This is a genomic window from Streptomyces sp. NPDC037273, from assembly GCF_055603625.1.
Genome location: NZ_JBVJVO010000009.1, coordinates 200,157 through 213,415, shown reverse-complemented (window position 1 = coordinate 213,415; position 13,259 = coordinate 200,157). Strand labels below are relative to the sequence as shown.

9 protein-coding genes are annotated in these 13,259 nt (G+C 73.1%); 6 read left to right on the top strand and 3 right to left on the bottom strand.

Annotated elements, in window-relative coordinates; all coding sequences use genetic code 11:
* Positions 1 to 39: 39 nt before the first annotated feature.
* The 3 genes from ACZ7G1_RS24420 to hmgA all read right to left on the bottom strand — a co-directional run bounded on the left by ACZ7G1_RS24420 (position 40) and on the right by hmgA (position 3,526).
* Positions 40 to 1,266 carry a type ISP restriction/modification enzyme gene (locus ACZ7G1_RS24420; RefSeq protein WP_470875552.1) on the bottom strand — a complete coding sequence of 409 codons (1,227 nt, stop codon included), beginning with the start codon at positions 1,264 to 1,266 and terminating at the stop codon, positions 40 to 42.
* Positions 1,267 to 1,398: 132 nt separating this feature from the next.
* Positions 1,399 to 2,148, bottom strand: coding sequence for a GntR family transcriptional regulator (locus ACZ7G1_RS24415; RefSeq protein WP_470875553.1), 750 nt, complete (start codon positions 2,146 to 2,148; stop codon positions 1,399 to 1,401).
* Between the two features lie 40 nt (positions 2,149 to 2,188).
* On the bottom strand, positions 2,189 to 3,526 hold the full coding sequence (hmgA, locus tag ACZ7G1_RS24410) for a homogentisate 1,2-dioxygenase (RefSeq protein ID WP_470875555.1): 1,338 nt from the start codon (positions 3,524 to 3,526) through the stop codon (positions 2,189 to 2,191).
* A 236-nt stretch (positions 3,527 to 3,762) separates the two neighbouring features.
* On the opposite strand from hmgA, the gene ACZ7G1_RS24405 reads away from it, so the two are divergent.
* The 6 genes from ACZ7G1_RS24405 to ACZ7G1_RS24380 all read left to right on the top strand — a co-directional run bounded on the left by ACZ7G1_RS24405 (position 3,763) and on the right by ACZ7G1_RS24380 (position 13,077).
* Entirely contained in the window at positions 3,763 to 5,964 is a 2,202-nt protein-coding gene (locus tag ACZ7G1_RS24405; protein WP_470875556.1) for a right-handed parallel beta-helix repeat-containing protein, read from the top strand.
* Positions 5,961 to 6,764: a hypothetical protein gene (locus ACZ7G1_RS24400; RefSeq protein WP_470875557.1), complete on the top strand. Its 804-nt coding sequence runs from the start codon at positions 5,961 to 5,963 to the stop codon at positions 6,762 to 6,764. Before ACZ7G1_RS24405 ends, ACZ7G1_RS24400 begins: the two co-directional genes overlap by 4 nt.
* Positions 6,761 to 8,206 carry a hypothetical protein gene (locus ACZ7G1_RS24395; protein WP_470875559.1) on the top strand — a complete coding sequence of 482 codons (1,446 nt, stop codon included), beginning with the start codon at positions 6,761 to 6,763 and terminating at the stop codon, positions 8,204 to 8,206. The genes ACZ7G1_RS24400 and ACZ7G1_RS24395 overlap by 4 nt, the downstream gene beginning before the upstream one ends.
* A gap of 37 nt (positions 8,207 to 8,243) precedes the next feature.
* On the top strand, positions 8,244 to 9,068 hold the full coding sequence (locus ACZ7G1_RS24390) for a TetR/AcrR family transcriptional regulator (protein ID WP_470875560.1): 825 nt from the start codon (positions 8,244 to 8,246) through the stop codon (positions 9,066 to 9,068).
* 266 nt (positions 9,069 to 9,334) lie between these two features.
* Positions 9,335 to 11,536, top strand: a complete 2,202-nt coding sequence (locus ACZ7G1_RS24385; RefSeq protein WP_470875561.1) for a molybdopterin-dependent oxidoreductase — start codon at positions 9,335 to 9,337, stop codon at positions 11,534 to 11,536.
* A gap of 119 nt (positions 11,537 to 11,655) precedes the next feature.
* Positions 11,656 to 13,077: a CitMHS family transporter gene (locus tag ACZ7G1_RS24380; RefSeq protein WP_470875563.1), complete on the top strand. Its 1,422-nt coding sequence runs from the start codon at positions 11,656 to 11,658 to the stop codon at positions 13,075 to 13,077.
* Positions 13,078 to 13,259: the final 182 nt, after the last annotated feature.

Sequence of the window (13,259 nt, the reverse complement as noted above, 5' to 3'; positions counted from 1 at the left end):
TTCGCCCCCACCGCGTAGTCGTTCGCCCCGGCCGCGTGATCAGAGAAGCGCGAACTGCCCCTCCGGGCCCTCCTCCTGATGGTCGAGCACCGAGGCCGGGCGGCGCGCCCGGTCCGGCGGCGGCAGGACCCCGGCGGTCCGCAGCGCCGCCCGGTCGAGCCCCCCGGCGGCGAACGCCGCACGCTCCGGCTCCCGCGCACCGAGCAGCGCCAGCACCGTGATCAGGTCGAGGAGCTCCGAGGTCCACTCCTGCGGCCACTCGCCCGGCCCGATCGCGTCCAGCGACCCCGGCTCCGCCGGCGCCGTCCGGTGCGCGAACCACTGCTCCAGGACCCGCACCCCACCGACCCGGTACTCCCAGGCCTCCGCCGGCACGGGGGAGACCCGGCCCCCGTCGATGTCCAGCACCTCGTCCCCGGGCTCGTACGCCAGCGCCGCAGGCCGCGCCGGAACCGCCGCCCGCACATAGGGCCGCCGCCCGCCCGGCAGCCGAGGCTTCGTCCCGCTCAGCGCGCCGCGCGCCTGCACGTCCACCAGCTCACGGCCGAGCGCCACGCCCGCCGCCCACACCTCAGGGTCCCCGGGCAGCGGGACCCGGCACCCGGCGGGGGAGGGGAGTGCCGCCGCCACCGTCCACGCCAGCCAGTCATGGGCGTCGACCTCGCACCCGTACCGCTCCCCGAGGAAATCGAGGAGGCCGGGCGCGAGATTGGGCTCCAGGCCCCCGGGACGCCGGAACAGCGGCCGGATCCGGCCCGGGCGGCCGGCCGGGGAACGGCCCTCGGGCAGCGCGGCGGTCACCAGGAGCGCCGGACCGGCTGCCCCTGGCACGTACCCCTGCTCCACCGCGAACAGCTGCGGCTCGCCCGCCACCCGCCACAGCTCCGGGCGGGCGGTGTCGATCAGCCGGTGGTCGGGCAGCAGCCACTGCTCGTCGAACGGCCCCTGCGCCACCCGCACCGGCTCGGGGCACGGCCCTGACTCACGGGCGAACCGGGCCGTCCCGGTCCGCTGCCCGGGCAGGGCGGCCACCGCGCTCACCGGCGTCCGCGCCCGGCTCGGCCGGAACAAGGCCTCCCGCTCGGCCCCCTCGGCCGCCGTCAGCCGGTCCCAGCGGGCCCGCAGCGTACGGGCGTCGGGGGCGACGATCCACGACCGCCCGAACCGCAGCGGTGCCACGGACCACGGCATCAGCTCGTCGAGCAGCGGCAGCGCGTCACTCGCTCCGCGGGCTTCCGATCCAGGGGCTCTCGTCACGCCCCGCATGCTAACGACGGCGGTCCGTGGGGTTCCAGCATCGGCGTCGCGGCATCGGCAGTGACCGGGGCCGGCGTGCCCGGGTGATCACTGGGGGCCGGCGTGCTCGCGTGATCACTGGGGCCGACGGTGACCGGGTGATCACTGGGGGCCGACGGTGACCGTGAAGGAGAAGCGGTCGCCGCGGTAGCGGATGCGGGCGACGTCGACGACCCGGCCGTCCTCGTCGTAGGTCACACCGGTGTAGTGGAGGATCGGGGAGAGCAGCGGGACCTGGAGGAGCCCCGCCGTCTCCGGGTCGGCGAGGCGGGCCTCGACCGTGTCCGTGATGCGGCTGATCCGCACCCCGACGACGTCCCGCAGCACCTTCGTCATCGGCCAGCGGACCAGATCGCCCGGGTCGATCGCGGCGGCGAGCTCGGGCAGCACCGCGTTCTCCGCCCAGTTGGTCGGCTCGTCGCTCTCCCCGTCACGGCGCAGCCGCCGGTACGCCACGATCTCCGGGACGTCCGGGAAGTACTCCGCGAGCTCGCCCGGCACCGGCTCAGGGCCGTGCCCCAGGACCGTCGTCCGCTCGCCGGACTGCTGGGCCACGATCGCGTCGATCGAGCCGAGCAGCCGGCGCGGGGTGGACCGCCGGGCGCCCGGCTCGATGAACGTGCCGCGCCGCCGGTGCCTGCTGATCAGACCCTCCTCCTCCAGCTCCTTGAGGGCCTGGCGCATGGTCAGCACGCTCACGCCGTAGTGGGCGGCGAGCTGCTCCTCGGTGGGCAGCCGCAGCGAGGCGTCGGGCGTGCGGCCCAGTATCGAGGCGCGCAGCGACTGCGAGACCTGATACCAGAGCGGCAGCTTGCGGTTCAGGACCAGCGAGTCGGGAGCGAAGGCGGTCACGGGATCTCCGTACGAAGGCTACGGGCTTACGGCCGAGACATTACGGCCGGAAGTGGCGCTCCAGACCCTGCCATACGTCGTCGTATCCCTTCTGAAGGTGGTCGGCGTCCGCGGCCTGCGCGGTCGCGGTCATCGGCCAGCGGGTCTCGAACATGAAGGCAAGGCCGTCGTCGATCTTCTGCGGCTTCAGCTCCGCGGCGCTGGCCTTGTCGAAGGTCTCCCGGTCGGGGCCGTGCGCGGACATCATGTTGTGCAGCGAGCCGCCGCCCGGGACGAAGCCCTCGGCCTTCGCGTCGTAGGCGCCCTCGATCAGGCCCATGTACTCGCTCATCACGTTGCGGTGGAAGTACGGCGGGCGGAACGTGTCCTCGCCGACCAGCCAGCGCGGGGCGAACACCACGAAGTCCACGCCCGCGAGCCCCGGGGTGTCGGAGGGCGAGGTGAGGACCGTGAAGATCGACGGGTCGGGGTGGTCGTAGGAGATCGTCCCGATGACGTTGAAGCGGCGCAGGTCGTAGACGTACGGGGTGTGGTTGCCGTGCCAGGCGACGACATCGAGCGGGGAGTGGCCGTACGTCGCCGACCACAGGTTGCCGCAGTACTTGTTGACCACCTCGACGGGACCCTCGACGTCCTCGTACGCGGCGACCGGGGCGCGGAAGTCGCGGGCGTTCGCCAGGCCGTTGGCGCCGATCGGGCCGAGGTCGGGGAGCTGGAAGGGGGCGCCGTAGTTCTCGCAGACGTAACCGCGGGCCGTCGGGCTCTGCCCGCCCTCGGACACGGCGTCGAGCAGCTCGACGCGGAAACGGACCCCGCGGGGGATCAGCGCGATCTCGCCCGGGTGGACGGCGAGCAGACCGAGCTCGGTGCGGAGCAGCAGACCGCCGCGCTCGGGGACGATCAGCAGCTCGCCGTCCGCGTTGCCGAAGACCCGCTCCATGGAGGCGTTGGCGTGGTAGAGGTGCACGGCCATGCCGGTGCGCTGGGCCGCGTCGCCGTTGCCGCCGAGGGTCCACAGGCCGGCCAGCCAGTCGGTGCCGGGCGCCGGGTCGGGCAGCGGGTTCCAGCGCAGCCGGTTCGGGTCCGGCACGGTCTCGGTGAAGGGGGCGCCGCGCAGGGCGCCGTTGTCGGTCCGGGTGAACGGCGGGTGCGCGGCCGAGGGGCGGATCCGGTAGAGCCAGGAGCGGCGGTTGTGGGCCCGCGGCTCGGTGAAGGCGCTGCCGCTGAGCTGCTCGGCGTAGAGCCCGAGGGGCGCGCGCTGCGGCGAGTTACGGCCGTCCGGCAGCGCCCCGGGCACCGCCTCCGAGCTGTGCTCGTTGCCGAATCCGGTGCTGTAGGTGAGCGCCTCGGCCGTCTTCCTGGCCTGCTCCGTGGTCATCGCCCGCTCCTGTCCTGAGCCCCTGGCCTGAGGCCACAAGGGAATCCTATGGATGACCGTAGGATTCCGCGCGCCTCCCGTCAACGGGGCACTCGGCCGGCGGCGGCGCCGAAGGCGTGCGCGAGGGGGTGCATACGGGCGTTTACGAAGGCGTGCGCGAGGGGGTGCATGAGGGTGCTTACGAAGGCGTGCGCGAGGGGGTCAAAAAAGATGAACAATGCTCTACTCTCACGCGCATGTCCTGGACCCGAAGACTCGTCCTCGCGCTCACGGCCGTGCTCGCGGCCCTCGCCGCGGCCCTGCTCACCGCACCCGGGGCCCAGGCCCACGAGGAGCGGCCCGTCACCCTGCCCGACGGCACCGGCACCGTGCCGAAACTCCGCACCGGCGAACCCGACCTCCTCGTCTGCAAGACCGACCGGGCCGACTTCGACCGCCGCGTCGCCGCCTTCCCGGCCGACCTCAAGGCCCGCAACCTCGCCCTCTACGCACGCTGCGCACGCGCCGGCTACCGCCACCTCCAGCAGGCCGTCGACGCCGTCGACCGGCCCGGCATGACCATCGCGATCCTCCCCGGCCTCTACGAGGAAGAGCCCTCCCTGCCCAAGCCCACCGGGGAGTGCGCCGCCCTCAAGGCCCCCAACTCCTCGCTCGGCTACCAGATCCTCAGCTACGAACAGCAGCGGCGCTGCCCCCACAACCAGAACCTCGTCGCCATCCTCGGCAAGAAGAACCTCCAGATCGAAGGCACCGGCGCCTCCCGCCTCGACGTCGTCATCGACGCCAAGTACCAGAAGCTCAACGCCCTCCGCGCCGACGGCTCCGACGGCATCTACTTCCGCAACTTCACCGCCCAGCGCACCACCTTCAACTCGCTGTACGTCCTCGCCGCCGACGGCTTCGTCATCGACGACGTCCTCACCCGCTGGAACGACGAGTACGGCTTCCTGACCTTCGCCTCCGACCACGGCCTCTACAAGAACTGCGAGTCCTACGGAAACGGCGACTCCGGCATCTACCCCGGCTCGGCCTCGAACATCAACGACGGCTACGGCTACGACGTCCCCCGCTACTCCATCGAGATCACCGGCTGCCGCAGCCACCACAACATGGTCGGCTACTCCGGAACCGCCGGAGACTCCGTCTGGGTCCACGACAACGAGTTCGACCACAACATGGGCGGCGCCTCCATGGACTCCGCCTTCCCCGGCCACCCCGGACTGCCCCAGAACCACGCCCGCTTCGAACGCAACCTCATCCACGACAACAACGAGAACTACTACCGGTACGTCCGCGACGGCACCTGCGCCAAGGCCCCCGTCGACCGCGGCTACGAACAGGGCGTCGTCTGCCCCCAGATCTCCATGCCCCCCGGCAGCGGCATCATCACCGCCGGCGGGAACTGGAACCTCTACGAGGACAACTGGATCTACGGCCACCAGCGCACCGCCTTCTACCTGAACGCCGTCCCCGCCTTCATCCGCGGCGAGTCCGCCTGGGCCAAGCAGGCCGACACCTCCCACCACAACCGCTACGCCGGCAACCACCTCGGCGTCGACAAGGCCGGCACCTCCCGGCCCAACCGCTCCGACGTCTGGTGGGACGGCCAGGGCAGCGGCAACTGCTGGCAGACCGACGCCGGCGCCACCAGCCCCGGCGCCCTGCCCGGCTGCGGAACCCGCCGCGGCGACGTCTCCGGAAACACCGACCGCCTCGCCGGCGAACCCGTCAAGCTCGCCCAGCTCCTCGTCTGCGCCGACTACAACGTCCAGGCGCGCCGCCTCCCGGCAGGCTGCGACTGGTACGGCGCCCGCGGCCTCCAGCGCGTCGAGACCCAGCTCGCCCTCGGCAGCGCGCTCCTCCTCGCCCTCGTCGGCTGCGCCCTGTGGTGGCGCCGACTGCGCGGCAACCGGCTCGCCGGCGCGGCCACCCTCCTCGGCCTCGCGGGCCTCGCCCTCGACGTGGCCGGCTCCACCCTCGCCCTCACCCCGACCGTCGTCCCGGCCCTCGCGCTGCTCCTCACCGGCGTCTGGTGGACCCTCATCGGCCTCGCCCTGCGGCCCACCCGCCCCGTCTTCGCCTGGACCACCGTCGCCCTCGGCGCCCTCACCCTCCTCGACGCCTTCGACAAGGCCGTCCTCATGGTGCCCGGCATCCCCCTCAGCCCCGCCTGGTTCCGCCTCCTCCTCGGCGTCATCTGGGTCCTCTGGGCCGTCATAGCCGCCGGCACCCGCCCCCCACGCCCCACCCCGGCCGCCCCCGTCTCCGGTGACCCGGCGCCCGAGGGTCCGGGGGCGGAGCGTCCCTCGTCGGACGACCCGGCGGCGGAGTCGGCCGCCCCGGCGCCCGCAGGGCCTGCGCAGGAGCCCGGGCCGTCCGCGGACGGTGCGGCGCCCCGCAACTCCACCGCCGGGCCGTCCGCGGACGGTGCGGCGTGAGGCGGGCGCGCGGGGCGACCTCCCTGCTCGCCGCCATGGCCGTCGTGGCCGCCGTACCCGCTGTCGCGGGCTGCGGCGGCCGGGCCACCACGCATCACAAGCCCGGCACCAGCCACCAGGAGGCCAGCGGGAGCAGCGGCACGCTGCTGGCGGCCAAGGACGAGGCCGGCCACCGGCTGCGGGAGCTGCCGGCGGGGGAGGCGCCGACCGTGAAGGCCGAGGCCAGCCCGGACCCCGAGGGCGGTTGGAACGTCCACCTCACCGTGGAGAGGTTCCGCTTCACCCCCGAGAGCACCGGCGGCGCGGCCCTCCCGGGCCGGGGCCACGCCCGCCTCCTGATCGACGGCCGGGAGACCGGCCGCCTGTACGGCCCGTGGGGCTACGTGCCGCCCGGCGCCCACACCCTGACCGTCCGGCTCCACGCGGACGACCGCACGGTGTGGGCCGCCGCCGGCGCCCCCGTCCAGGCCACCGTGCGCCTCGACGGCACCCCCACCGCCCCCGCGTCCGCGCCGCTGAGCCCCCCGCCGGCCGACACCGGCCGGACGGTCACCCTCACCATCACCGGCAAGACCGTCGAACCACCTCCCTCCCGCATCGAGTTGAAGAAGGGCGAGCGCCTCACCCTCCGTGTCACCGGAGACCGCGCCGACACCGTCCACGTGCACGGCTACGACCGCGAACTCCCCCTCTCTCGCGGCACCCCCGCCACCCTCACCTTCACGGCCGACCGCACCGGTCTCTTCGAGGTCGAGACCCACGAGTCCGGACTCGTACTGACCCAACTCGCCGTCCGATGACCGCCGCCCCCTCCGCCGCCCCCGCCGAGTCGCTGGGACTCCCGCTCGCCCAGGCCCACGTCGAGCCGGTGGGCCTCCCCTTCGCCCAGGCCCCCGCCGAGTCGCTGGGGCTCCCGCTCGCCCAGGCTCACGCCGAGTCACTGGGACTCCCGCTCGCCCACGCCCACGCCGAGTCGCTCGGACTCCCGCTCGCCCACGGCGTGGGCTCCCGGCATGACCTGCCCCTCTCTCCCTTCTACGCGTACGCCGGGGCCTTCACTGCCCTGCTCGTCTCCTTCCTCGCCCTCGGGCTCCTCTGGTCCACCTCCCGCTTCCGCGGCGACCAAGCCGGCCAGCCGCTCCCCGCCGCCGTCCAGCGGGTGGCCGACGCGCCGGCCACCCGCACGGCCCTGCGGATCCTCGGCTCCGCCGCCGCGCTGCTCTTCCTCCTTCACCTCCTCCTCGGCCCCGACGACCCGGACCGCAATCCCGCGCCCGGCGCGCTCTACGTCCTCCTCTGGGTCGGTCTCGTCCCCGCCTCCCTCCTCCTCGGCCCCGTCTGGTGCCTCCTCAACCCGCTGCGTGCCCTCCAGGCGCTGCGCCCGCCGCGTCACCCACGTCCGCTGCCCGCCGCCCTCGGCATCCGCCCCGCCGCCGGCGGGCTCCTCCTCTTCACCTGGCTCGAACTCGTCGCGCCAGACAACGCGTCCACCGCCACCCTCCTCATCGCCCTCGCCGTCCACCTCGCCATCCAGCTCCTCGGCGCCGCCCGCTACGGCGAACGGTGGTTCGCCCACGCCGACCCCTTCGAGGTCTACTCCTCCCTCCTCGCCCACCTCTCACCGCTCGGCCGCCGCGCCGACGGCCGGCTCGTCCTGCGCTCCCCCTTCCACAGCCTCGACTCCACGCCGCAGACCCCCGGTCTCGTCGCCACCGTCTGCGTCCTCCTCGGCTCCACCGCCTACGACGGCCTCTCCGACAACCCCCGCTGGATCACCACCCTCCAGACCTCACCCCTCGGCCCCACCGTCACCGCCACCCTCGGACTCCTTGCCGCCATCACCCTCGCCGCCGCCTGCTACGGCCTCTGCGCGGGCGCTCTCCGCCTGCTGCAACGCGACCTCACCACCCCTCTCACCTCCTTCGCCCACTCGCTCCTGCCCATCGCCCTCGGCTATCTCGTCGCCCACTACTTCTCACTTTTCGTCACCGAAGGACCACGCACAGTCATGATGGCAGGGGGCACTGACAACGCCCTCTCGCCCGCCCCACCACTGGGTCCGGGCGGCCTCGCGACCCTCCAGGTGGTCGCCATCGTCACCGGCCACGTCCTCGGTGTCGTCGCCGCCCACGACCGGTCCGTGCGCCTCTTCCCGCCCGAGCGGGCGGTCGCCGGCCAACTCCCGCTGTTCGTGCTGATGATCGCGTACACCCTCGGCGGCATCGGCCTGCTCATCGCCTGAGGCCCGGCTTCGCCCGACCCCCGATCGGAGCGGCATCATGGTCCCCGTGCCCCACACCACTCCCCACATCGCCCCGCAGACGCCCCCGGTGCTCCGCCGCACCCCCGTGCAGCAGCGCAGCGCGGAGCGGCTCGCCCGCATCCTCGACGCCTGCGCCGCACTCCTCGACGAGACCGGGTACGAGCAGCTGAGCACCCGTGCCGTCGCCGCCCGCGCCGGGGTCCCCATCGGATCCGTCTACCGCTTCTTCGGCAACAAGCGGGCGATGGTCGCCGCCCTCGCCCACCGCAACCTCGACGAGTACGCCGAGCGGATCTCCGCCCGCTTCGCCGCCACGCCGCTGCTCGATGCCCACGGGGCGATCGACGGCGTCCTCGACGAATTCATCGCGATGAAGCGGACCGTCCCGGGCTTCGCGCTCATCGACTTCGGCGTCCCCGCCGCCGCACCCGGCGACACCCCGGGGGAGGGCTCAGGGGAGGGCTCAGGGGAGGGCTCGGGGGAGGAGCTGGGCGCGCGCCCGGAAGGGGAATCTGGGGAATCCGGAGAATCGGGAGAGGACCCCCTCGACGGGTCCGGCGGCGCCGGGGGGCCCGCGGCCGAGGACGCCGCCGCCGAGGACCCCAACCGTCTCGTCGTCGACCGGATCTGCGCCCTGCTCGCCACCCACCTCGGCAGTACCGCCGATGACGACCTGCGCCGGAAGGTCCTCGTCGGCGTCGAGACCGCCGACGCCCTCGTCCGGCTCGCCTTCCGCACCGACCCGGCGGGCGATCCGGCGCTGGTGGACGAGACGCGCCACCTGCTCCACGGGTACCTGGCGTCCTCGCTGTCCCCCCAGGGCCCCACGGCCCGCCCGTAGGGACCCCAGGACCCCACGGCCCGCTAGGGGCCCCAAGGGCCCCACGGCCCGCCCGTAGAGACCCCCAGGGCCCCACGACTCGCCCATAGGGACCCCCAGTACCCCGCGGCCCGCCCGTAGGCCAAGATCCGCGGCAAAGCCCCGCTCGCAGATCCTCTACGCGGCTCCGCACGCGCGGGGTCCGTACGGCGTCCCCCCGCCCCCTCCCGTACGTGCCTACCGGTCGGTATGCTCGGCGCCACCCGATGACGCCCCAGGGAGACGCCATGTCCACGGCCCTGCGTATCTGCCCGCTCTGTGAAGCGACCTGCGGACTGACCCTGACACTCGACGGGAGCCGGGTCACCGGGGCTCGGGGTGACCGGGAGGACGTCTTCAGCGGGGGGTTCATCTGCCCGAAGGGCGCGGCGTTTCCCGAGGTCGACGCGGACCCGGATCGGCTCAGGGGCCCGCTGGTCCGGAAGGACGGGGAGCTCCAGGAGGCCACCTGGGACGAGGCGTTCGGGACGATTGCCGCGCGAATACGTCCGCTGATCGAGGAGTACGGGCCCGATGCCGTGGGTATCGTGCTCGGTAACCCCAACGTGCACACGGTCGCGGGCTCCCTCTACCCGCCCCTGCTGATCGGTGCCTTGCGGACGCGGAACCTGTTCACCGCGTCGACCCTCGACCAGATGCCCAAGCATGTCTCCAGCGGCCTCCTCTTCGGGGATCCCTTCGCCGTCCCCGTGCCGGACCTGGACCGCACCGACCACCTGCTGATCCTCGGAGCCAACCCGCTGGACTCCAACGGAAGTCTGTGCACGGCCCCCGACTTCCCCGGCAGGCTCAAGGCGCTGCGCCGCCGCGGCGGAACCCTCACCGTCGTGGACCCGCGGCGCACCCGCACCGCCCGCCTCGCCGACCGGCACGTCGCGATCCGCCCCGGCGCCGACGCGCTGCTCCTCGCCGCACTCGTGCACACCCTCTTCGAGGAGGACCTCACCGACCTCGGTCCGCTCGCCGCCCATGTCGAGGGGGTGGAGGAAGTGCGGTCGGCGGTAGGGGAGTTCAGCCCCGAGACGGTCGCCGATGCCTGCGATGTGGACGCCGCCACGATCCGTACGCTCGCCCGCGAACTCGCCGCCGCGCCCACCGCCGCCGTGTACGGGCGGATGGGCAGCTCCACCGTGGCGTACGGAACCCTCGGCAACTGGCTCGTCGACGTCCTCAACGTCCTCACCGGCAATCTCGACCGGCCGGGCGGCGCCCTCTTCCCGCTCTCCGCCACCGCGCCCGCGCCGCGCCCCGCCGGGCCGGGCAAGGGGTTCGCGCTCGGCCGCCGGCACAGCAGGGTGTCGGGCCACCCGGAGGTGAAGGGCGAACTGCCCCTGGTCGCGCTCGCCGAGGAGATCGAGACGCCGGGGGAGGGGCGGATCAGGGCGGTGATCACGGTCGCCGCCAACCCGGTCCTGTCCGCGCCCGACGGGGACCGGCTCGACACGGCCCTCGGCTCCCTCGACTTCATGGTCGCCGTCGACCCGTACCTCAACGAGACCACCCGTCACGCCGACGTCGTGCTGCCTCCGCCGCCGCCCTCCCGGAGCGCCCACTTCGACTTCGCCTTCAACGGCTTCGCCGTCCGCAACCAGGCCCGCTACACCCCGGCCGCCGTCCCCCTCGACGCCGGCCGCATGGACGAGTGCGAGATCCACGCCCGGCTGATCCTCGCCGTGTCCGGGCTGCACGGCGCCCCGCCGTCCGCCGTGGACGAGACGGCGATCGACGCGACCCTCGCCAAGGCCGTGACACAGGAGCACTCGCCCGCGTACGGCGCCGATCCCAAGGAGTTCGCGGCCGGCCTCTCCGGTGAGAGCGGCCCCGAGCGGCGGCTCGACCTGATGCTGCGCCTCGGCCCGTACGGGCTCACCCTCGACGAGCTGAAGGCCCACCCGCACGGCATCGACCTCGGGCCGCTGAAGCCCCGGATCCCCGGGCTCCTCAAGACCCGCAGCGGACGGATCGAGCTGTTCCCCGCCCCCCTCGCCGCGGACCTGCCCCGGCTGCGGGCCGCGCTGCACGCCGTACCGGAGCCGGGCGTTCTCCACCTCGTCGGACGGCGGCACTTGCGGTCGAACAACAGCTGGCTGCACAACACCCCCGCGCTCGGCGGCGGTTCGAACCGGTGCACCCTCCAGGTGCACCCGGTGGACGCCGAGCGGCTGCGGCTCGCCGACGGCGGGCTCGCCCGGGTCAAGGGCGAGGGCGGGGAGCTGGAGGTGCCGGTGGAGGTCACCGACGGCGTACGGCCCGGGGTGGTGAGCCTTCCGCACGGCTGGGGCCACGACCGGCCCGGCACCCGGCTGTCCGTGGCGTCCGCCCGCCCCGGCGTCAACGTCAACCAGCTGCTCGACGGCTCCCGGATCGACCCCCTCTCCGGCACCGCCGTCCTGAACGGATTCCCCGTCGAGGTGTCGCCCCTGCCGTGACCTGGGGTTTTGCTCGTATTGCTCACGCGTCAACGTCTTGTTAACGGCGGAAGAGGGCACCTACCGTCATCCGGACCGCCGCTCGGCGGCAGTTCAAGGGTGAACGTGAGGTGTCCTCCATGCTGACCGTCCTCGGTTTCGCCATGATCGCGACCTTCCTGGTGCTGATCATGATGAAAAAGATGTCGCCGATCGCGGCGCTCGTGCTGATCCCCGCGCTCTTCTGCGTCGCGGTCGGGCAGGGGGCCCAGCTCGGTGACTACGTCATCGAAGGCGTCGGCAAGCTGGCGCCGACCGCCGCGATGCTGATGTTCGCGATCGTCTACTTCGGCGTCATGATCGACGTCGGCCTCTTCGACCCGATCGTCCGGGGCATCCTGCGCTTCTGCAAGGCCGACCCGGTGCGCGTCGTCGTCGGCACGGCGGTGCTCGCCGCGATCGTCTCGCTGGACGGCGACGGCTCCACCACCTTCATGATCACCGTCTCCGCCATGTATCCGCTCTACAAGCGGCTCGGCATGAGCCTGGTGGTCATGACGGGTGTCGCCGCCACCGCCAACGGCGTCATGAACACCCTGCCCTGGGGCGGTCCCACGGCCCGCGCCGCGACGGCGCTGAAGCTCGACGCCGCCGACATCTTCGTACCGATGATCCCCGCGCTCGCCGTGGGCCTGCTCTTCGTCTTCGTCCTCGCGTACGTCCTCGGCCGCCGCGAGCGGAAGCGGATCGGCTACCTTACCCTCGACGAGGCCCTCCAGCCGGAGACCGAGACCGTCCTGGTCGCGGCGGGCGGCGCCGGCTCCACGGGTACGGGCTCCACCGACGCCAGTGCCCGTACGGGCTCCACCGACGCGAGTGGCGGTACGGGCTCCACCGGCACCGCACCCGCCGCCGAAGGCTTCCAGGGTCTCGACCCGAACCGTTCGACGCTCCGCCCGCAGCTGTACTGGTTCAACGCCGGGCTCACGGTCGCGCTGCTCGCCGCGATGATCCTGGAACTGCTGCCGATCCCGGTCCTGTTCCTCCTCGGCGCGGCCCTCGCGCTCACCGTGAACTACCCGAACATGGCCGAGCAGAAGGCCCGCATCGCCGCCCACGCCGACAACGTCCTCAACGTCGCGGGCATGGTCTTCGCGGCCGCCGTCTTCACCGGTGTCCTCACCGGCACCGGCATGGTCAAGCACATGGCCGACTGGCTCGTCGGCGCCATCCCCGAGGGCATGGGCCCGCACATGGCGGTGGTCACCGGTGTCCTGAGCCTCCCGCTCACGTACTTCATGTCGAACGACGGCTTCTACTTCGGCGTCGTGCCGGTGCTCGCCGAGGCGGGCGCGGCACACGGCGTGTCGCCCCTGGAGATCGCCCGGGCGTCGCTGGTCGGCCAGGCGCTGCACATGTCGAGCCCGCTGGTGCCCGCCGTGTACGTGTTGGTCGGCATGGCGAAGGTGGAGTTCGGCGACCACACCCGGTTCACGGTGAAGTGGGCCGCGCTGACCTCGCTGGTCGTCCTCGCGGCGGGAATCCTCTTCGGGATCATCTGACGGATTCGGCTAGAGCTGTAGCCACAGCCACAGCCACAGCTACGGGTTCGGGTCCGGCTCAGGGGTCGGGTGTGCGCCGGACGGGCGACTTCGGAGGGTGGCGTGCGCATGTCGCCACTCTCCGTGGTCGTGTCGTGACAGATGGTCGGATTATCGGTAAATCCGTCCGACGATCTCTCTCC

What these genes read in the sequence shown, in the direction of transcription:
- ACZ7G1_RS24385 (WP_470875561.1), top strand. Translation starts at nt 9,335, where the DNA reads ATGTCCACGGCCCTGCGTATCTGCCCGCTCTGTGAAGCGACCTGCGGA.
- ACZ7G1_RS24405 (WP_470875556.1), top strand. Translation starts at nt 3,763, where the DNA reads ATGTCCTGGACCCGAAGACTCGTCCTCGCGCTCACGGCCGTGCTCGCG.
- ACZ7G1_RS24395 (WP_470875559.1), top strand. Translation starts at nt 6,761, where the DNA reads ATGACCGCCGCCCCCTCCGCCGCCCCCGCCGAGTCGCTGGGACTCCCG.
- hmgA (WP_470875555.1), bottom strand. Translation starts at nt 3,526, where the DNA reads ATGACCACGGAGCAGGCCAGGAAGACGGCCGAGGCGCTCACCTACAGC.
- ACZ7G1_RS24420 (WP_470875552.1), bottom strand. Translation starts at nt 1,266, where the DNA reads ATGCGGGGCGTGACGAGAGCCCCTGGATCGGAAGCCCGCGGAGCGAGT.
- ACZ7G1_RS24390 (WP_470875560.1), top strand. Translation starts at nt 8,244, where the DNA reads ATGGTCCCCGTGCCCCACACCACTCCCCACATCGCCCCGCAGACGCCC.
- ACZ7G1_RS24380 (WP_470875563.1), top strand. Translation starts at nt 11,656, where the DNA reads ATGCTGACCGTCCTCGGTTTCGCCATGATCGCGACCTTCCTGGTGCTG.